The organism is Flagellimonas aequoris, assembly GCF_003584165.1.
Lineage (GTDB): Bacteria > Bacteroidota > Bacteroidia > Flavobacteriales > Flavobacteriaceae > Flagellimonas > Flagellimonas aequoris.
The window spans coordinates 33317-53924 of sequence record NZ_QXFJ01000023.1 but is presented as its reverse complement, the minus strand read 5'-3'; the positions used below and the strand labels follow the sequence as shown (position 1 = coordinate 53924).

22 protein-coding genes are annotated in these 20608 nt (G+C 43.0%); 6 read left to right on the top strand and 16 right to left on the bottom strand.

Going from position 1 to position 20608, the window contains the following annotated elements; translation table 11 throughout:
- Positions 1–88: 88 nt before the first annotated feature.
- Both D2U88_RS08995 and D2U88_RS19520 read right to left on the bottom strand, forming a co-directional pair.
- The gene (locus tag D2U88_RS08995; protein WP_119640635.1) at positions 89–655 is read right to left on the bottom strand and encodes a DUF4136 domain-containing protein; all 567 of its coding nucleotides are present in this window, start codon (positions 653–655) and stop codon (positions 89–91) included.
- Between the two features lie 63 nt (positions 656–718).
- Complete coding sequence (locus tag D2U88_RS19520) at positions 719–880, bottom strand: DUF5522 domain-containing protein (RefSeq protein WP_182859164.1); 162 nt, start codon at positions 878–880, stop codon at positions 719–721.
- Positions 881–1054: 174 nt separating this feature from the next.
- On the opposite strand from D2U88_RS19520, the gene D2U88_RS08990 reads away from it, so the two are divergent.
- From D2U88_RS08990 to hemL, 4 genes are all read left to right on the top strand, one after another.
- Entirely contained in the window at positions 1055–1384 is a 330-nt protein-coding gene (locus D2U88_RS08990; RefSeq protein ID WP_119640020.1) for a hypothetical protein, read from the top strand.
- 9 nt (positions 1385–1393) lie between these two features.
- Positions 1394–2299 carry a 1-aminocyclopropane-1-carboxylate deaminase/D-cysteine desulfhydrase gene (locus tag D2U88_RS08985; protein ID WP_119640019.1) on the top strand — a complete coding sequence of 302 codons (906 nt, stop codon included), beginning with the start codon at positions 1394–1396 and terminating at the stop codon, positions 2297–2299.
- Positions 2296–3159: a glucosaminidase domain-containing protein gene (locus D2U88_RS08980; RefSeq protein WP_119640018.1), complete on the top strand. Its 864-nt coding sequence runs from the start codon at positions 2296–2298 to the stop codon at positions 3157–3159. The genes D2U88_RS08985 and D2U88_RS08980 overlap by 4 nt, the downstream gene beginning before the upstream one ends.
- 507 nt (positions 3160–3666) lie before the next feature.
- Positions 3667–4944, top strand: coding sequence for a glutamate-1-semialdehyde 2,1-aminomutase (gene hemL / locus D2U88_RS08975; RefSeq protein WP_119640634.1), 1278 nt, complete (start codon positions 3667–3669; stop codon positions 4942–4944).
- Between the two features lie 12 nt (positions 4945–4956).
- Here hemL and D2U88_RS08970 read toward each other — a convergent pair whose 3' ends face one another.
- The 11 genes from D2U88_RS08970 to D2U88_RS08920 all read right to left on the bottom strand — a co-directional run bounded on the left by D2U88_RS08970 (position 4957) and on the right by D2U88_RS08920 (position 16614).
- A complete protein-coding gene (locus D2U88_RS08970; protein ID WP_119640017.1) occupies positions 4957–5853 on the bottom strand; it encodes a leucine-rich repeat domain-containing protein in 897 nt (298 codons plus the stop codon).
- A 270-nt stretch (positions 5854–6123) separates the two neighbouring features.
- On the bottom strand, positions 6124–6999 hold the full coding sequence (locus D2U88_RS08965) for a hypothetical protein (protein ID WP_119640016.1): 876 nt from the start codon (positions 6997–6999) through the stop codon (positions 6124–6126).
- Positions 7000–7066: 67 nt separating this feature from the next.
- Complete coding sequence (locus D2U88_RS08960) at positions 7067–7903, bottom strand: hypothetical protein (RefSeq protein ID WP_119640015.1); 837 nt, start codon at positions 7901–7903, stop codon at positions 7067–7069.
- A gap of 177 nt (positions 7904–8080) precedes the next feature.
- On the bottom strand, positions 8081–9073 hold the full coding sequence (locus tag D2U88_RS08955) for a LysM peptidoglycan-binding domain-containing protein (protein ID WP_119640014.1): 993 nt from the start codon (positions 9071–9073) through the stop codon (positions 8081–8083).
- Positions 9074–9295: 222 nt separating this feature from the next.
- Entirely contained in the window at positions 9296–9610 is a 315-nt protein-coding gene (locus D2U88_RS08950; RefSeq protein ID WP_147378573.1) for a hypothetical protein, read from the bottom strand.
- Positions 9611–9621: 11 nt separating this feature from the next.
- Positions 9622–10101 (bottom strand): hypothetical protein, encoded by a 480-nt coding sequence (locus D2U88_RS08945; protein ID WP_119640012.1) that lies wholly within the window; start codon positions 10099–10101, stop codon positions 9622–9624.
- Between the two features lie 444 nt (positions 10102–10545).
- Entirely contained in the window at positions 10546–11658 is a 1113-nt protein-coding gene (locus D2U88_RS08940; protein WP_119640011.1) for a DUF748 domain-containing protein, read from the bottom strand.
- Positions 11659–11660: 2 nt separating this feature from the next.
- Positions 11661–13202 carry an AsmA family protein gene (locus tag D2U88_RS08935; RefSeq protein WP_119640010.1) on the bottom strand — a complete coding sequence of 514 codons (1542 nt, stop codon included), beginning with the start codon at positions 13200–13202 and terminating at the stop codon, positions 11661–11663.
- Between the two features lie 44 nt (positions 13203–13246).
- Positions 13247–13645 carry an arsenate reductase family protein gene (locus tag D2U88_RS08930; protein WP_235855761.1) on the bottom strand — a complete coding sequence of 133 codons (399 nt, stop codon included), beginning with the start codon at positions 13643–13645 and terminating at the stop codon, positions 13247–13249.
- Positions 13646–13855: 210 nt separating this feature from the next.
- Positions 13856–14497: an HmuY family protein gene (locus D2U88_RS08925; protein ID WP_119640009.1), complete on the bottom strand. Its 642-nt coding sequence runs from the start codon at positions 14495–14497 to the stop codon at positions 13856–13858.
- An 11-nt stretch (positions 14498–14508) separates the two neighbouring features.
- Positions 14509–16614, bottom strand: coding sequence for a TonB-dependent receptor plug domain-containing protein (locus D2U88_RS08920; RefSeq protein ID WP_119640008.1), 2106 nt, complete (start codon positions 16612–16614; stop codon positions 14509–14511).
- A gap of 102 nt (positions 16615–16716) precedes the next feature.
- On the opposite strand from D2U88_RS08920, the gene D2U88_RS08915 reads away from it, so the two are divergent.
- Entirely contained in the window at positions 16717–17643 is a 927-nt protein-coding gene (locus D2U88_RS08915) for a DUF6607 family protein (RefSeq protein WP_119640007.1), read from the top strand.
- Positions 17627–18181: an FMN-binding protein gene (locus D2U88_RS08910; RefSeq protein WP_119640006.1), complete on the top strand. Its 555-nt coding sequence runs from the start codon at positions 17627–17629 to the stop codon at positions 18179–18181. Before D2U88_RS08915 ends, D2U88_RS08910 begins: the two co-directional genes overlap by 17 nt.
- Before the next feature lie 63 nt (positions 18182–18244).
- Here the strand turns inward: D2U88_RS08910 and D2U88_RS08905 are convergent, their stop codons facing one another.
- The 3 genes from D2U88_RS08905 to D2U88_RS08895 form a co-directional block, all read right to left on the bottom strand.
- Positions 18245–18970 (bottom strand): DUF3307 domain-containing protein, encoded by a 726-nt coding sequence (locus D2U88_RS08905; RefSeq protein WP_119640005.1) that lies wholly within the window; start codon positions 18968–18970, stop codon positions 18245–18247.
- Entirely contained in the window at positions 18967–19566 is a 600-nt protein-coding gene (locus D2U88_RS08900; RefSeq protein ID WP_119640004.1) for a transcriptional regulator, read from the bottom strand. Before D2U88_RS08900 ends, D2U88_RS08905 begins: the two co-directional genes overlap by 4 nt.
- A 114-nt stretch (positions 19567–19680) precedes the next feature.
- Positions 19681–20487, bottom strand: a complete 807-nt coding sequence (locus D2U88_RS08895) for an SH3 domain-containing protein (protein WP_119640003.1) — start codon at positions 20485–20487, stop codon at positions 19681–19683.
- Positions 20488–20608: the final 121 nt, after the last annotated feature.

The following is a 20608-nucleotide window of genomic DNA, read 5'->3' as shown; positions in this document are numbered from 1 at the left end:
CGGTCTTAAAGATACGAAATCGTTATCGGTTTCCCGAAAATCTGGATAGGTGGCAATAAAAAACCGCCCTTAAGGCGGTTCAAATTTTTTAGTTAACGGCGACTGCCGTTTGGGGAGGATATTCCTTCAAGATCTGGGAAACAAATTCTTGGATGCGTTCCTCTTTCTTTTCAATGCTCTTGGTGTTGCTCAAGGTGCCTACACCGCGTCCTTGCCATACCAATTCTTTTTTGTTGGCGTCAATCACATCAATGTACAAAGAGCCTTCGGTGCGGGTGCTCACATTGTTGCCCCAACCCCAGCCCCATCCGGGACCCCAAACATAGGGATTGTAGAATCCGCCCCAACCCCAACCGTAGTTGTTGTAGACATCAACACGTTCACGTTCCTTGGTGAAGATGCTGATCAAGACATCAGGGTTGTCCGATTTTACAAATCCGCGGGAAGCCAGTTCGGTTTCAATGGCACGCAAGATGCGTTTTTTGTCCAGATCGGAAATTTGGGCCTTGTCAATACCTGTTTTGTAGAAAGCATAGCTTCGATACGTGTTAAAATCGGCCTGTTTGTCGTAATCGGAAACTACCTGAACAGAGCTACAGGAAACGAACAGACCTAGGGTGAAGGCGACCAGTGCAATACGTTTTAAACTTTTCATAGTACTTTTTTTAAATTCTTGAGATTGGTAAAACATGCACAAATATTATGCCGAATGAGGCATTTACGACCTCGAATTGGTTTTAGGATTATACCCATACGGGCAGTGCCTGCAACCACTTTCGCAACAATAACCCCTTTTTAGAAGGTACTGCTCCGTAAAAACCCTATATCCCTCTTCCGAAAAGTAAAAATCGCCCTCTTCCAAGGGAATATGCTCTTTCATGTATGAAATTACCCTATCGTTACTGAAAGTTACGGCTTTCCGATCAAAGCAACCAAGGTTTTAAGATTTTGAAAACAAGGTTATTCACCGAAATTGTTACTATTATTATCGGGATGGTCTTATTTTCTGGAACCTATGCCTTTATATTTGTAGGAAAGCATTGATACATTTCAGGTGATACTCGTTTTTAAACATGTCTTCTATAAAAATTATGTGGGCCTTTCCCTTTGGCCGTTCATCATCTTGAAGGAGGATTCCCTGAAGACCGATGAGGTGCTCATCAACCATGAGCGCATCCATCTGCGTCAACAGCGCGAACTGCTGATCTTGCCTTTTTACATCCTTTACATTTCGGAATGGTTGCTGCGTACGTTGCTGTATCTGGACAGTTATCGAGCGTACCAGAACATCAGCTTTGAGCGTGAGGCCTATGCCCATGAAAAGGATATGCAGTATCTTTCCAAACGGAAAACCTTTGGTTTTTTACAATACCTGACGCGTTAATTCTTTGGATTGAACATCCCCAATCAGCATATTGACCATCCCCTTTTGAAAGAAAAGGGCGTGACCTTGTACATCAAACGGGAAGATACCATCCATCCGTTGATTTCCGGGAACAAATACCGCAAACTCAAATACAATCTAGAGGAAGCCAAAAAAAAAGGCCATTCCACCTTGCTTACTTTTGGTGGGGCCTTTTCCAACCACATTGGAGCGGTGGCCTGCGCAGGTAAGGAATTTGGTTTTAAAACCATTGGGGTTATACGGGGGGAAGAATTACAAGATCAATGGCAACATAATCCCACCTTGGCCTTAGCTCATGATCAAGGAATGCGATTTCATTTTGTGTCGAGGGAGGATTATCGTCAAAAGGAAGAGGAGTCTTTCCTTCAATCCTTAAAAAAAACATTCGGGGATTTTTACCCCCTGCCCGAAGGCGGAACCAACGATTTGGCCATAAAGGGTTGTACTGAAATCTTAACGGAATCCGATGCTGAATTTGATGTTATCTGCAGTGCTGTGGGTACAGGTGGCACTGTGGCCGGACTCATCAATGCTTCCCAAAAGCATCAGAAGGTACTGGGTTTTACGGCATTGAAAGGAGATTTTTTAAACGGGTCCATTAGCCGCTTCGCGTGCAATGATCGTTGGCAATTGGTGACCGATTATCATTTTGGAGGATACGCAAAAGTGACGGGGGAACTCATCCATTTTATCAACGACTTTAAAAACAAAACTGGAATTCCTTTAGATCCAATTTACACAGGAAAGATGCTTTTTGGTATTTTTGACCTTGTAAACCAGGAAGTTTTCCCCCGAAATACCCAAATCTTGGCCATTCATACCGGTGGATTACAGGGCATACAGGGTATGAACCTGGTATTGAAAAAGAAGAATTTACCCTTATTGGACGTATGATCAAACGAATCGGATTTGCACTTTTGGTAGTACTGCTGCTCTCAAGTTGTGGGGCCAAAAAAAGAAGATCCACCCACCGAAATGGCGCTCCCGTAGTGAGCAGGACGGAGACCAAACAACCCACGGCCATCCCAAACGGTAGTGCCGAAGGTTCAGCATTGTATCCCATGCCTGAGGACCCGGGTAGGTTTGAAAAATTCCCGATTTCCAGTACTGAAGAATACATCAAGACCTTTGCAGAGATTGCCCAATACGAAATGCGTGCTTTTGGCATCCCTGCGAGTATCACCTTGGCGCAGGGGATTTTGGAAAGCGGTTCCGGTCGTGGGGAGCTTACCTTGAAAACCAACAACCACTTTGGGATCAAATGCCATACAGGTTGGGAAGGGGAATTCGATTTTCATGATGATGATGCCAAAGGCGAGTGTTTCCGTAAATACAATCACCCCATGTTTTCGTTCCGGGATCACAGTCTATTCTTGACTTCGCGTTCCCGTTATGCCTTTTTGTTCGATTACCGACGGGACGATTATAAAAAATGGGCCCATGGACTCCGGCAGGCTGGCTATGCCACGGATAAGCAATATCCCCAAAAGTTGATCGCTTTGATCGAACGGTACAACTTGCACCAATATGACGAAGTCGTGGTGGAAACTCCTATGGAAACCGTGCGTCAACCCTCAACAGATGAAATGCCTGAGGTGCAAGAAGCGGTGACCCATACGGTGGAAAAGGGCGAAACGCTGTATGCCATCTCCAGAAAATATGACATTTCGGTGGACGAGATCAAACGCCTCAATAACCTGAACGATAACATCATCTCCATTGGGCAGGTACTCAACATCCGAAGGGCTCAGTAATCTCAAAATGGTCATCCTGAGCGGAGTGAAGGATCTCACTATACTTCTATGTAAAACTATGGGACACTGAGCGTAGTCGAAGCACGATGCGGAATCCACAAGTTCATGATGGATTCCTGTTTTCACAGGAATGACATCCAATTTATTTTTCATGCTCCTTCGACTCCGCTCAGGAAACATCTCTAACTAATATTTACCGCGTCAACCTGAACTCGTTTCAGGTTCTCACTAGCTTTTTTTACAGCTTTTGATGGGATACCGAAACAAGTTCGGCATGACGATGATTGTAGTCAAAATCCGTTTCCATGAAATGGGTAGGATATGTACCTTTGTCCTCGATTTGTCATTCCGCACGGATGCTGAGCGAAGTCGAAGCGCGATGCGGAATCCATAAACATAAAAAAGATTCCTGCTGGAGTTTATGCTGAGCATGACGAAGCGCGGGAATGACACATTGAAAATGCATTAAAATAGATTCCTGTTTTCACAGGAATGACAGAATACGATATGATCTACCAACGAAGCAGCGCCTTGTTCGCAGAGGCCAAAAAATACATTCCAGGAGGCGTTAACTCACCCGTTCGGGCGTTTAAAGCGGTAGGGGGCGACCCCATTTTTGTGAAGGAGGCCAAAGGCGCCTACCTCTATGATGTGGATGGCAACCAACTTATCGACTACATTGCCTCATGGGGGCCGCTGATCTTGGGTCATGCATACGAACCTGTGATCAATGCCGTGATTGAAAAGGCCAAAAAAGGAACTTCTTTCGGGATGCCCACCGAAATTGAGACCGAACTGGCCCAACTGGCGGTTTCCATGGTGCCGAACATTGACAAAATTCGCTTTGTGAACAGTGGTACCGAAGCCTGTATGAGTGCGGTGCGCCTTGCGCGCGGGTACACGGATAAGGACAAGATCATCAAGTTTGCGGGGTGCTACCACGGTCATTCCGATTCGTTTTTGATTCAGGCGGGAAGTGGGGCCGTTACCTTTGGTAGTCCCAACAGCCCTGGGGTAACGCAGGGTACGGCCAAGGATACTTTGCTGGCCAATTTTAACGATCTGGAGAGTGTAAAAGCGTTGGTGGAAGCCAATAAAGGTGAGATTGCGGCCATTATTTTGGAACCCGTACCGGGCAATATGGGCTGCATTATTCCCCAAGAAGGGTTTATGGCCGACTTGCGGGCACTGTGTACCCAAGAAGGTATTTTGTTGTTGTTCGATGAGGTGATGACCGGTTTTCGATTGGGAAAAGGTGGCGCACAGGAAGCCTTGGGCATTGATGCCGATATTGTGATGTTCGGAAAGGTGATCGGAGGCGGACTGCCTGTTGGGGCGTTTGCGGCCCGTGCCGAGATCATGTCGCACTTGGCGCCTGATGGACCCGTGTACCAAGCAGGGACCTTGAGCGGGAACCCCTTGGCCATGAGTGCCGGACTCGCCATGCTCACCGAACTGAACAACCACCCCGAAGTGTTTACCAGTTTGGCGGACAAAACGGCCTATTTGCACAAGGGCATTGCGGAAACCTTGACCGAAAAAGGGGTGGCCCATCAGATCAACCGTTTTGGCAGTATGATCTCCGTACACTTTACGGATGAACCGGTGGTGGATTTTGCCAGTGCGGCCAAAGGCAACAACGATACCTTTAAAAAATATTTCCACGGGATGCTGGACAACGGGGTGTACTTACCGCCCTCCGCCTTTGAAAGCTACTTTTTAAACGATGCGCTCAGCTATGCGGATTTGGATAGGACCATTGAGGCAGTGGGGAAGGTGTTTTAGTACATTTCAGTTTTACTGGCAAACGGTGTTCAATTCTTGGTAATCCGATTTTGATACGGTGAGGATTTCCTGCCCTGCTGCAATTTTGATGCAGCTTAACGTCGGATTACGGTCTGCTCGCAGATCCACCAATTCTAGGTTATTGCTCACATCCAGACTGTTTAGCGCATTACTTGAAATATACAGATGCGTAAGCTTGCTGTTATGTACAAAGTCAACCGTTTGGAGTGCATTGTCCGAAAGCAATACCGTTTCCAACAACACGTTACTACTCAGGTCAACAGCGGTGAGGTCATTGCTGATTATAAAAAGGTTCTTGAGGTTCACCGCTCCACGGATATCGATGGATTTCAACACGTTTTGCCCCATATGCAATAGTTCCAAAGAAGCATTGTCCAGATACAGTTCTTCCATGTAATTAAAGGACAGGAACAGCTTTTTCAATTTGGTGGCGTTGGACAACCCATCCATGGATTCCAGTTCATTGGATTCCAAGTTCACCAACAGAAGATGGGGGTTCTTGCCCAGGTCAATGTTGGTCAAATAATTGGCCTGCAGGTACAGGGTGTCCAATTGGGTATTTGCACTTAAATCGATATCCGTTAATTGATGCCCACCGGCGGACAGATAGGTAAGGTCGGTGAAACCCTCAATACCGGTCAAATCGCTGATGTCGTCAAAACTGCCCGAAGAGCTAAGGTCCAAATGGCTGACGTATTGGGCATCGGTGCGTAGCATTTGTTGGTTCACCACACCATCCGTGTCTATACCCTGTTCCACCAAAATGGTTTCAAATGCCGGGTCTGGAATCTGTAGGTAGGTATCGTTGGGGTCTGAAGGGTCGTCGCTTTTGGAACATGCGGAAAGAAAATACAAGGTCAGGGCTACGATGGCGTAGGCTTTTTTCATTTGTACGTTTTTTGATGATTGCCTACAAGACGGTTTTAGGATGGGGTTGTTACGGAATGGTCAGGCTTTAGGTTTTTTTTAACAGTTCGGGACAAGGGTTCAAAATGACAATTTGGGTTCTGTGTCATTTCGATATGAGGAACGTAGTGACGATTGAGAAATCTCATTCTTCAGGTTAGATTTCTCACGCTCCCTTCGGTCGGTTCGAAATGACATCGCGGATGGACATGATGATTGAGACGATAGGAAAATCAATGACTTTTGGGATAATCAGCCATCATATTTTTCTTTCAGTTCCAACTTATCAATTCTTGACCTTATTGCTCCATTGTTGCGACCAAAGTGTTCGCTCAGTTCCCTTATTGTCTTTCCTTCACAATATAAAATTTCGAGTTTTTCATCATCTTGCTCTGTCCATTTTAGATAGGCATTGGGATGATCAATTCTTTTTTCTTCTAATGTGTATGATTTCTCCCTGACACCTGTATGCTTAGCGAAGGTTTCTTCAATAAATCCAAATCCTTTTGTTGTGAAACTTAGAGGGATTCGATAACACTCTCCAACATCACTTCGATGATGAGTTTCAAGTTGACTGTTTTTTAGGTCATTTATTGAAAAGAAGTACACATCAGTATCTCTAGGTTTGCTGTTTACATTTTCATACACAGCAATTAATATTGGGGTTTTTGTAAAGGTCTGCATGTTAAAATGCTTATCGGCGTCTTCACATTTGAAGTCAAAACATATTTCTCCGTTATATCTTCTGAATCCTCTACATTTAACGTCAATTTCAATATTCGCATAATTCCTAACAAGGAAATCACCTCTTTTTATGGATACTTTTTTGGCATTACTAGTATATAATTTGAAGCTTTTTTGATCTTGATTTAATTCCTCCAAAATTAACCCAAAGGCCATGGCTTGCTCTTTAAAAAGTTCTTGAGCTCGTATCCCTGCTCTATACCAACCTTTTGCAAAATGACAGTATTTTTCGGACTCCGAAATTTTGAATGGTTTCCAATGCTCCTCACCTTGATAGATTACAGAATCCTCAGTGATAAAATCAATATATGATAACTCTTCAAAAGAAACTACAAAATCATGCTTTAAGCGGCCATTCTCTATGTTGATGATATGAAATCCCATTCCTGTTAAATTGGTTAAGTTATTATAAGACTATGATAGCGGGGACATATAATTATTTGTACTGTTTTTAGAAAGAGTTATCTTCTCTTTTACCATATCTCACAATCCATGAAAGATAATCAAGTCCTTTGTTGGTTATGTGTATCGTTTTGTCTTCTTTTTGAGTTATTAAAGAAGTTCCATATAGATAGTTCAAATATTTTTGCTCATCCCAATCAGTGAATGAGCTAGGAAATTGTTGGAAGACTTTAGAAATATACTCACTAATTTCTTTTTCGGTCAAGCCATTAGGTGCATTTCTATTTAGATTCTTTAAAAGAATTATTTGACTTCCAAAAATGGAATTATGGATAGTTTCTAAATTTAATGCTAATTGTGTCCCAGCCAAATGTCTAATCAAGATGGTGTCGGTTGGAGTGTCGTATGGAAGGTTTCTGGCATCCAAATCTGCTTTTATATTATTTTCCATTTCAGTTATTACGATAGAATTCCCTATCGCATCTAACAATTCCTGAACTACATTTTCATCGATATCCTTATTTTGATTCCCTTTCTTTTTTTCAGAGTAGTAATCTCCAAATACACTTGTAGTTGATTGTTTTAGATTATTTGAAATATGAAAAATCTGCTTCAGAAGTTCTTCATTTTTCTTTTCTAATTTTTCGTTTTCTTGAACTTTTTGAGCTATTTCTCTTTTGATGGAAACAAGTTTACCTACGGAAAAATTGTCAAATGATTCGGCTAAAACTAACACCAATAAAAATATTATTAATGTAATTAATCCTCCTGAAATTTCACCTTTTGGGCAAGTATAGAAAAACTTATACGCTATAAGAAACGAAATCCCAAGACATAGCAGTACTATTAATGACCTAACAAAATAATTGGTTTCCTTTTCTTTCATATTGATTTGTATTAATTGCCCAAATTTTAGTTATATATGCAAAAATCACATCACTATAAAGCAAAAGCTGGTTGGTATCGATGTATTTGCCATTCTATGTTAAGCAAAAGGGGAAAGTATCCACAAATTACTAATTCCCAAACAATTGACCTTACGGAAAACTGTAATGAAAAATAGTTAGTTTCTTTGATGTTTGATTAGTACTGCTTTTATTTCTTCAATTATATCTTCGACAATCTTATCCTTAACTTTTATGCTACTTGTTGTCAATATCTCAACCAAAATACTAAGATGGTCTTCTCCATACATTTTCCAAAAACCAATCCAGTATTCCAATCTATCACGTCCATTCCAATTATCTCCTTTTGATTCTTTATCTTTTTGAACCCAATCAAAGATTGAATGATAAAAATCTTGAACAACTTCATGAATATTATGGATTTTTGGGATTTTAGATTGCTCTTCAGCTTTTTCTTCAGCCTTTTTTAGCGAGTTTAAAAACCGATACGCTGTATAGATTAATAGTAAAAAGAGAGCCGTGGCAAGAATTATTGAAGCAGAAGGGCCCAATAGGCCGACCCTACCACTAGCTGAATCTAGAATTGAAAAGGTTAACAAAAATGCAATCGCTGAAAATGAAAAAGTGAAAACCACTTGTTTTAATGGTTTTTCAGGCCATATTTTGCGTGCTATCATTGTAGCGAACAACGAAGATGCCACTCCAATAATAAAAGAAATGAAATATTCCAAAAATTTGTTCGGATCTGATGTGTTTCCAATACAACATGTCAAGCCCTTCATCTCAACTTTAAGATTGTTTAATTTTTCAGAAATCGAATCAAGGCTAATGTTTTGTTCTTGAAATAAAGTGTTGATATTAATAAATTTCTTCTCATGATAACTGGGCAACCGGGTTCTTTTGGCGAGTTTGTAGAGCACCATACCCGGGTAAATGCTGTCCGGGTTATTCGTAAGTCCCTTGGTTTTGGAAACTGTCCAGAATTTGGAGTATTGCCGCCCGTCATGGTAGTGTCTTTCCGCCAGTTTCCATAGGTTGTCATCTTTTTGTACTTCAATGGGCTGTAGAAAGTACTCCCCAATGGTATCGGTCTGTTGGCCAAACAAGGAAGTGGACATCAGAAATAAAATGATTGCAACAACGTTTCTCATCACCTAATGGGTTAGTATACGAAACCATATGCAATGGGTACTTAAGCTGTAATAAAAAGGGGCGGGATTATGCTGTTCAAATTACTAATTCCCAAACAATTGGCCTTACGGAAAACCGTAAAAAAACTAGGGATTTTCTGCAAATTGATTTGGACCTTAAAAGGTTTGCTATAAAAAAGCTATGCTTAAAGAGAACCAACCGCTAGGTATAAAAATGCATCTTTAAGGACTCTTCAAGAATAGCAATTTCTTGTTCAAGGTACTGTCCGTTTTAATTTGGATGGTATAGTTTGGGTCCAAGGTGTCCAGAATCTTTTTTAGATGTGCGATGGGATATTCTTTTTCATTTACCCATAACGTATAAAGTTCGCTTGGGTTTGGAGAATTCATGATCTTTCTCAAAACTTCATTTTGGGTGCCATTTTCATAGGCAGGCATCTCAATTGAGTTAAACTCCTTTTGTCTGGATGTTTTACAGGAAAAGCATCCAAAAAGGAACAATAGACTAAGGGACAGGATAAGGTGATTTTTTTTCATAGTAGTATCGGTTAAGCTACATCACTCCAACCACAATCGTTCATTAAAATTTGTGTGGTTTCATCAGCCGGGATGAATAGTTGATTACAATTATTGTCCGTAACAATGGTTCCGTACATAAAACAATCGTTGCCATCGTACCAATAACCGTTCGATATACTGCTGGTGCATCCCTGTTCCTTGTTTGATAGTGGACCTGTCTTGCTTTTTTGGACTTTCCTTTCCACAATTACAGAAGATACATTTCCTGTCAAGGCATTTGTAACTTCAATAACCTCCAATTCGTTTGATTCAATGACGAGAGGAGATAACGATATAATTTTTAAGGAATAGGTTTTAACGGAATTGGTGCTTTTCAAATTTGTATCCAAACTTTCAAATTTTAGACTGATACTCATATTCTTTTGAAGGTTGGTTTCATCTTCAGGGGAACAGGAGTTAATAAGCAATAAGGATGCAAGTGCAATTATTAATATAGGTCTAAGATTCATTGTTCTATTTTTTTCAAATGAGTTATGTATCTACTCTTTCGATTTTCGATTCACTCGTCCAAGACTTTTTAATGTCTGTATTGGCTTTCACATATTTGACGTTGGAGGGCCAGTCCGTTTTTAACCTTTAAATGGGTTTTGACAGACAGACAAAGGGGTTAATCCCATGACGTTGGGCCATAGGTTTGAAATCTGTGTTGGTAAATTATAAGGAGGTTGAGTTGCAAATTAAACAATCTTGATGTAACTGCATTGGTTGGAGATTAAAAACTAGCGTTTTTCTACAATGAACAATAATCAATTGACAATTAGCAATGACCAATAAACAATAATCAGAAGTCAGAAGTCAGAGGTCGGAATTCAGAAGACAGAAGTCAGAAACCTTTAACCCTATACCCAAAAACCTTTACCCCTTCAACCCAAAACCCTTTACCCAATAAACCCTTAACCCTTTTTGTCCTTGGAATTTTTTTCCTTGGCGGTTTCCTGCACTTTCTCAAACTCGATGTCATTGTCCACGATCCCTTTGAACGCCTTGATCCAGGCATTTTTAAAGATGTTGGTCACCGTGGGCCAGGTCTTGGTCTTTACATCATTTAGGTTGCCCTCAATGGGGACTTTGGTAGCGAGGGTGTTTTCCTTATGGTTCTTCAACACAAACTTTAAAAAGCCCACAAACCCTTCCCAGAGCGTTTCCAAAAAGGCATCTTCCTTGCCAATGAGCTTGGTGTCCTTTAAAATGGGTTTGAGGTAGCCTTTCAGGTAGCCATCGGCAATGGCGAGTTCGCTGTACAGGTTAAAGGTGCCCTTATCAAAATCGAGTCCCGCATAGTGGTCGGTAAAATCGTTCAGGGCGGTAACATTCGCATTTTCCAAGGAAAGGGCAAGGTCCATATCGGGAATTTGCTTTACAAGGTCCATCTGGCCCTCCAAATGCAGGTTGCCCCCACCAATACTGATCGCATCCGCAGACAGGTTGCTGGGCAGTTTGGCCTCTTTGCGCACCACGTTGCGAAGGTTAGTGGCATACAGTTCAATTTTTTCGAGATGTAGGTCTATGTTGGGATCGGCCGAAAGCTGCACAAAGGCCATTTTGCCGCCATGGATTTCCAATTTGTTGATGTCAATAGGCACCAGGTCCGTCAAAGCCTTGGTCCAATCGTCAATATCGGCATCATCCTCGCCTTCTTTTTGTTGGTCCTCGAAGACATAGATGACGGTGGGGCGGGTCATGTTGATCTCGCTCACCACCTTGCCCTTCAACAGGGAACTCCATTCCACGGAAATGTCCGTTTTTTCAAAATCGAGAAAAGGAATTTGGGAACCGGCGTTCACCTTGTTCAGGTACAGGTGGTCTATGGTATACGACCCCGTGATCAACGACAAGTCAATGTCCTCCACATGGCCATAATAGCCGGGAATGTCGGCCAAAACTTTGTTCACATAGTTTTTTACGATATAAGGCAGCACCAAGCGGAACGCGATGAGCAACACGATCAAAATCGTGGGCAGTACATACCGTTTGCGCTTGTATATTTTTTTCCTTTGTTTCGCCATGGTTATTTTTTACGTTGTTTTCCCTTGCCCGTCATGGTGTCCACTAACCCGTTCTTTACGTTTAGCCACAGGTAGTTGAAGAATGATTTGTCGGGTTGTCGTTTTACTTTGAAATCCCCGTGTCTGAACCCGTCGCCATCGGCCTTGGAACTTTCCTTGGCAAAAATGTTCACGATGGCGGTGAGCAGTTTGTTCACGCCCAATTTGTCCTTTTTCAGTACCACGAACTCAAATTGGTCATAGGCCATTTTCATATCGCCCTGTGATTCCGTTTCATTACCACTGATGGTAAAATACATTTGATCGATGGTGCCCTTGACCTCGGCACCTAGGTTGGTTCGCAAAAACGGACTGATGTTTTCGGTTCGGAACTGTTTCAGCGAACCAGAGGCCAAAAAGTCGTTGCTCTGGCTCTGCGGGTCGAAGGACCAATCCAAGGTCAGTTGCCCGTCGCCCATCAATTGGGATTGGGCGGCCACCGATACCATGCCACTGCCTTTGCTATGCAGGTTGCGGATGGTGGCCGAAATATCCGTAAACCGAAGACTTTCAGGTTCTACGTCGGCCTCCAGCCGTTCTTCGTAGGCGACCATTCCTTCGGAAATGTGGATAGTGTTCACGAGCAAATCAAAATCAAGGTCGCGCAACGCTTGGTTGTACAATTTTTTATGGGTGGTGTCGTCCGGCAACAGCTTATCCCGATACACCTCAAAAATGGGGTGGTGGAGTTCCAGAGCTTCCAGATGGAATTTGGGCAGGTGGTCCGTCAAGCCAAAATCGGGTTTTTTTAACAGGACGGAGTCGATGACCAAATCGTAATGATCGTGCTCCACGGTAAGTTTTTTGGAGAGTTCCTCTCGACTGTATTTGGTGTGCAATTCCAATTTTTGAATGCTTCCTTCCGAAGTGTCAAGTTTTGCGGATTGCCATTGCAGATCTTCCAAAGGACCCAAATCATAGTACCCTTTTTGTGTTTCAATTTCATAGGCACCAAAGGTGAAGGGCAAGGGTAGGGAAGCGGTTTCTGTGTTATGGGTAATATCGGTTACCAGTACAGATACTCCTTCAAGTTGTACCAAGGTGCTATCGGAATCGTGTTGAAGCAGTTTCAATTGTCCGTTTTGGATGCGAAAGTTTTGGATGTTGATATTTTTTGGCTCCCCTTGATTCCGCTTAGTAGAAAGAGAATCGTTTTCCAGTTTTTTCTTTTGATAAGTGACTTGAGGCGATTCCACGGTCAGGTCCGAAATGGCAATAGCTCCTTTTTGAAGCAGGGGGAGATATTTCAACCCGGAGAGCGTAACCGTTTGTGCTTTTAGGTCCAAAGATGTGGTGCTATCCTGAAAAGTAACTTTTTGTAGGCCGATTTTCCCCAAAAGTACATTGGTGGTCAATCGTTCATAAGAAAGATGGATGTGGGAAGGGAGTTCTTCAGATAATAGTGCTTTTACCCTATGGGTAAACCAGAGCTGGGCCGTGACCCCAATGGCTAATAAGGCCACTAGCGTCCATAGTGCTATTTTTACTTTTTTGGGTTGCGACATATTTTTCGGTGTTGCGTAGTGTATCTACGAAGCAGGTTTTGAGTTTAGCTTTCCGCATCAAGAAAAACCATGACATCGGAAGGGGTGTTCACCTGCATGGCCTTGTTGCCATTGACCAGTATGGGTTGGGTGACCACACTTGGATTTTTTTGCAACACCTTGATCCAATCGTCATCACCTTCCAGGTCATTGTCTTTGCCATATAGTTTGATGAAATCTGGGTGTTCCGTATTGATCAGGTCTTTGATAGGGATATCCAAAAGATCGGCCAGTTCGGCCCATTGGGTTCCCGTGACCTTGGTCTTGGACAAATCCACGGCCAATACTTTTTTCTTGGAGGCCTGAACAAAGGCCAAGGTTTGCATGCCGATACTGCTATTGGCATTATAGTACAAGTTCAATTCCCGGTTGTTCGTTGCGATGACTCCCATATCGTTCTCCATTTAAAATGCTTTTTTATCAAGTTCCCCATTTTTGCAAAACCCATTTAACGCTATCCATTTTTTTCGTATCGTAAAAGCATAAAAAAAGCGGGGCAATTGCCCCGCTTCTCACACAAACTAACTCAAAATAACCGCGAGAATGGATTTGATAACAAAGGGAATTGCGGTTATTCCATGAGCTTCCGAATAAATGATTTTATCCTATTTTGATCAGTTGATGGTCAAAGAGGTTTCCCCTTCATTGGGGTTGTACACATAATTGAAGGTGTAGTATCGTGCCTCATCCGACATGGCATCAATTTCTGCTGGGGCATCCTTGTAATAACTTAGGATTTCCACTTTGGCATATTTTCCGTCATGGGTACGGAACACCAATATTTTTCCGGGAATGGGAGTAATAGTGAAAGTAGCCGGATTGTAGTTGTACCAGCCATTATCACTTCCACTGGCAATGGCAAAGGCTCCGTCTGCATCCTGTGCAAAAGTAAGCCCTTCTGCGGTGGTAATATCGGCAAAAGTGCCACTCTCAATGGAAACTCCGGCGTCCCCGTTTCTCTCGGGTTCGTCGTCGGTTCCGGTAACGGCTCCTCCGTTCACGGCTATACTGGTACCTCTAAAGGCAATGTCCCATTCGGTATCGCTGGTGGTCACCGCACCCGTTGCAAAGCTGAATTTGGTAAAAGGTCCGCCTACAGGCTCACCCTGACCACCAGTCTGGGGGGCAGGAACATTGGTGGCGGTACTACTCTCCACGGCAATCAGGTCGGGACCATTGTCATCGTCGTCACTGCAGGCAACAAATGAGGTGAATACAAATAGGTAGGTGAAAAAGTTTGCTGTTTTTTTGATCATGGTATTACTTTTTAAAATTGAATATTGATTTTGGTAAATAATTGAATTCCTGGGTTTAAGAGTACTTCGTTGTCTTGGGTGGCCAAGGGATTATTCCCTTTGAAATCCAACAAGTTATTGGCTCCAAACTGAAGTTGATAGTGTTCAAAAAAGGTCTTTCCGAAGGCCAAGTTCACCAAGGCGTATCCTTTGGCAAAAGTGCCATCGTACACATCCAAAAGGTCATTTCCGTTTTGGTCCGTCAAGCCAAATTGGCTGCGATAAGTAACTCGGATATTGGCATTGGCATCCCATTCGGGGACTTCATAAAAGATTTTAGCGTTCAAGGTGTGTCGTGAGCGGTTTTCCAATCCAAAATAGTCGGATGTGGACAGCCGGACGGTTTGTAGGGTTTCCGGGTCTCGGGCAAAGACCTCCCCATTTTTAATCGCTTCCCTTTTGTCCTTGTCATAGGCAAAGAGCAATTGATAACCGGCAGAGAGGTTGAGGTTTTTCCAAGGTTTGTATCGGATATCCATTTCGAAGCCTTGAGTGTAGACCCGGTCACGGTTGATATACCCAAAAACATTCTGCCCATTCGTCTTGGACGCCAAGATTCGGGTATCGATAAGGTTTTTAAAGTCGTTTCGGAAAAAGTTGAACTCCGTGGAGAGTTTTCCTCTTTTTACCACGAAACCCAGATTATATCCAATGGAACTTTCTGCATCCAAGGGTTCACCCAATTCGGAGGCGTCCACTTGAAGGGTGGCAATTTCATCGTTTTCTTGAAGGCGATCGATCCCGGCCTGTTCCACTTCCTTTCCAAAAACCGAATATCCCCCGCCGGCAGCATTGGTGAAATCCAGATACAATTGTCTAAAATCTGGGGCTTTGAAACCACTACCCACGGATGCTTTAATGGCAAATGAAGGTGACACATCATACCGACCTGAAATCTTTGGACTGAGTTGCGAATGATACTCACTGTGGTTGTCAAATCGGGCACCCACAATAAGGTTGAGGTCATCCAATGGTTTAAAATCGAATTGGGAATAGAGGTATTGCGATTCAAACGAAACATCACCTGCAAAAAGGGATCGTTCCAATTGTTCAAAGTTGTATCCACCGCCAATGGTAAGGATGTTTTGGGGTGAAAAGGAATGGTTGAAACGAACTTCCGGTCGGAACAATTTTTGATTAAAATCATTGGCAATCAGCAGTTCATTGTCGATGGGGTCAATGCTCTTTTCATCCGTTACATAATTGGTGTAGTACAGTTCATATTGTAACTGACTTTTGGATGTCGCTTTGTGGTTCACCTTAAGGTGAAGGTTCAAATCTTGCTCTTCACTGGTACTTGGGGCAACATCAAATTCCTGATAAAAATACCTGCCCGAGGCAAAAACATCCCAGGTATCGGAAACATCTACATACAAGCGTCCATTAAGGGTGTAATTATAAAAGGGATTTATGGTTTGGCCTTCTTGGGTAGGAGTAAGGTCGTAACCATCGGTACTCAACCGGTCTGCAAATAGGGAATATCCCAGTTTTTTTCCTTTCTGGTTGATGGTGAGGTTGGTATTCTGGTTGTTGAAACTGGCCATTCGATAGGAAACCTGCCCATTGATTTTTTCCGTGGAAGGTTTTTCCGTGATGATGTTGATAACGCCACCTAAGGCTTCGGAACCAAAAAGACTGGAGGAAGGACCTTTCACCACTTCCACTTGTTTGATGTTGCCAATGGCAAAGCGGCTAAGGTCTAGATTACCCGAACTGCGACCTACAACGGGAACCCCATCGATCAAGACCAGAACATAGTCGGAAGCAATTCCTTGAATTTGAACACCTTCTCCTCCTCCAATGGTGGCATCTGGGGTCATGATGATACCGGTTTGCTCGTTCAGGATCTCGTTCAGGCGGGTAAATCCGGTTTGTTGCAACTGCTTTTTTGCGATCAGGGTAACGGGCAGGGGCAAGGAAGACAATTGTCTGATGGTTCGAGTGGCCGTGACCACTACTTCATCCAAATTTTCGGTTAGAATGGAATCTTTTTGTGAAGGACTGTTTTCCTGACCGATGACATGCAAACAGGCAAAGAGGGCTAAAAACAGACTTAATCGATGCTTATTTAGATTCATTCTAATTTATTTTGCGACAAATATATATTTTATTTTTATTCAATCTAAATAAGTTTAGTATTTTTGTCCAGAACAATTTGACAAGATCTAACTGATACCATTATGAAAAAATCAATCATCTTCCTGATGCTCATGGCTATAGGCACTTCCATGGGCTATTCCCAAAAAAAGAAAGATTTGGACCGACAGGCCATTCTGGATATGTGCGGATGTTATGAGGTGACTTTTAAGTACACGGAAACCTTCGCTCCAGAAATCGACTACGAAAAGAAACTGGATTATACTTCAAAAGCTTTGGAATTGGCTTTGCCCATCATTGATGAGGACAATAAAATTTCCCTTCAACATTTATTGGTGATCAATGACAGCACCGTGATCAAACACTGGCGACAGGATTGGTTGTTCGAAAACCAAAAAGTATACCATTACAACAAAGACAATAGCTGGACTTTTACCCAATTGCCTACTAGTGAAGTGAAGGGGCAGTGGACCCAAAAGGTATATCAGGTGGATGATAGCCCTAGATATTCAGGGTCTTCCACTTGGGTACATTTTGATGGTAAGCATTATTGGGAGAACCGTAGCGATTCGCCACTTCCCCGAAGGGAATACTCCAAGAGAAGTGACTATAATGTCATGAGCCGTGGTAATAGACAAGAGATTACTTCGACCGGGTGGGTACACGAACAGGACAATGACAAGATTATCCGAAAAGATGGTGAAACCGATGTGTTGTTGGCCCAGGAAAAGGGATACAATATCTACAAAAAAGTAGCCGATTCCGACTGTAAGGTTGCTGCCGATTGGTGGGCCACCCATAAGGATTTTTGGTCCGTGGCACGCGATGCCTGGGACGAGGTTTATAACCGTGAAGGTGACCTAACACTTCTGAAACAAGTGGATGGCCAACCCCTTTTTATGCACTTTTACCAGTTGGAGGAACAAGGTGCCAATAAGGCTCAGGTTCTGGAAACCATCAACAAGTTTATCACCGATAAAAAACAAGCTACAAATGCTGAGGGAAAATAGGTTTAAGGCCCTTGGCGGGGCCGTGTTATGCACGGCCTTTTTTCTTGTAGCTTTCCAAATGCCCAAGATTTCCCCCAAGCTTCAGGAAAAAGTGGATAATGCCGTTCAGACTACTTTTGAGTTGGAGGATTTTTCTTTGGAACCAATTGTTGTGGATGCTGCCCTGAACCAAAAAACGCTTTCGGAATTGGGAGGCGAAAATCTTTTCAGGATCAAAACAAGGGAATCGACTGTGGGATATGTGTACTTGGGCGAGGCTCCTAGTTTGAAAAATGTTTTTGACTATGTGGTATTGTTCACCCCGGAACTGGCCGTTAAAAAATCAAAGATCCTGATCTATCGTGAAGATCATGGCCGACAAGTGGGCAGCCAACGTTGGTTGAAGCAGTTCATTGGGAAAAAATCAGGGGAAACCCTTGTTTACGGAGAGGACATCGATGGTATTTCCGGTGCCACCATTTCGGCAAAGTCCATGACCTTGGCCGTGAGCAATATATTGGAAAGTATGAAGGTGCTGAATGATCAGCACATCTTATGATTAAGTAGTGCCCATTATTTATTTCAGTGAGAGCCGTCCCTTAGGGGACGGTTTTTTGTTGGATCAGAGATTTCCGACCAGATAGGCGTAACCCATCCCCGAAAGGATGGCCAGCCCAAAACTGAGCAAGGTACCTATCAAGACATATTCGGTCAATTTTCGGTTTTTTCCCTTATTAAGGTCCCCGAACCGGAAGACAGACTTGGCCGCGATGAGTAGCCCAATGGCCGCCCATTGCTGCATCAAAATAAATCCAAATACAAAGAGGCGTTCCAGCATACCGATATAGGTTCCGGCATTTTTTAATGAGCCACCCTCACCCGATTCGTCATCCTTGGCGATTTCATCAATGTAAGGGGCCAATAGCATCCGCATGATGATACCGGAAACATAGGTCACAAATACCAAAAAGGTAATCAACAATAGATGCTTTTCTTGAAACAGGTCAGAGAAGGGAATCTGGAAGGGTTCGATCCAGTACAGGATGGCGGCCAAGACCAAAAGGTGCAACACTTGGTCCACCACAAAAAGCCAACGATAGTTTTTGGGATTGGTAAGGGACAGTTTCCCCAGGTCGATCAAATAGTGTGAGATCACAATCAGGGCAACGGCTCCCAAATGTTGAAACTGCAAAAAGAGCAACAGCAGCAACAAATGCACTCCAACGTGAAAGTACAAGTATTTGGATCTTCCCTTTTTTTGGAGCTTGTCCTCTACCCATTTACCGGGTTGCAGCACAAAATCCCCTATAAAATGGGCCAATATCAGTTTTAGGGCTAACAGTGTCATAGTTGTGCGAGTTGGGTTCTGTAAAAATGGATCATTTTTTGCACTTCGTCAAATCCTGCACGGATCAATGCCTCGCTGATGGTACTTTGCGATTTGTCCAATAGGGTGGCAATCTCCTTTTGGTTGGCTTCAGGGTTTTCCATGGCCGTGCAAACGATTTTTGCAGTGGCCGGTAGCCAATTGTCCATGGTCAAGGTTGCCAATTGCAGTATGAGGTTCATGGTGGTATCAAATGCCTCGTTATCGGAATTGATGGCCAATGTCTGTTTTTTAAGACCATCAAAGCATTCCCCTGAGCGTACAAAGGCCGTACCGTTGGATTCGGTAATCTTTTCGGCCACATAATCCTTTTCTCCCAGTCCGATAGCCACACGAACATCCAAATGCCGTATCTGTTTAAGGTGCGCCTTGATATAAAGGGCCGCTTCGAGTGCCTGTTCCGGGCTTGTCTCCAATTGAAAACTATCGCCACGGTAAATTTCCCATGCCAAAGGTTCAGTGCCGTAACGGCTTAGTGCTTGCTTTAATAAGGGCAACCATTTGCTGGTTTTATGGTCCTTGGAGTTGATGATATCCCCAGTGATAATCGCTGTCATATATCGGTTAATTAAACGATTAATATAAATATCGGTAAAAAAAACGATAAATAAAAATATCGGTTATATAAACGATAAAATTGCGAGATTATTGGTCAAACCTTATGGCAGTCTTCATTTTTCCCGAATATTTGGCGAAAGGGTTCCATCGGTCCAGGTCAAAATACGGGTTTCCACAGAAGTTTGGAGCCATTGTGTGGCCACATCCAGGTTTTTTCCCTTCTCCATTTTGTAGAGTACCTTATTCGGAATTCCGCCTTTGTCATCCGGAAAAATGAATTTTTCGGAATGATAGTATACCCCCGCATCGGTAATTTGCGAAAGCTCAATGGCCTGACATAGGTTAAAATGGTTGAGGAACAGATAGATGCCGCCATCCTCATCATTGGATGCATCCGCCAGATAATCGATATAGAGAATCCCATCAAGGTTGGGAACACCCTTGTCACCCAAGGTCCTGATAGAAAAATGGGGATTTTTAAGGGAGACCTTCTTTTCCATATAGGAGCCGTGCACCACGGTTCTTATATTCAAGAAAATATTCTCCCCTTCGCGCGAATAGGCGAAAAAATAATTTTGTCCGGCCACGGTTTTTCGTTCCGCGGATAATAACCCGCCAAGGATGTAACCTGTCATGCCATTGTATTTTACTTTGTAAAACGGGGAGTCGAATCCTTTATAAGGCCACGAGAACGGTGTTTTTTCAAGGATTTTGACCCATTCCCCGATTTTCAGTTCTTCCAGCACCGAGGAGGTAGTGTTGGGTTCGGTCCTTAATTTGATCTTGTGTCCAAAGGCGTAGGCCTGGTCACCCGGTTGAAATTCACATTCCGAAGGTGGGCAATGCAATTTCTCTTGCGCAAAATTGGTGGTCAATACAAAAAGGGTGGTTATAACGGTAAACAAGAAACGTGCTTTCATCTTTATTGGATTTTAAGGGTTAAGATTTAGGCAGTTCTTAGGGCAGTTGTAATATATACGCCGGAAATTGCTAAAAAGGATTTCCGTACTCGACCATCATTCCGTAAATTCAATGGATTAA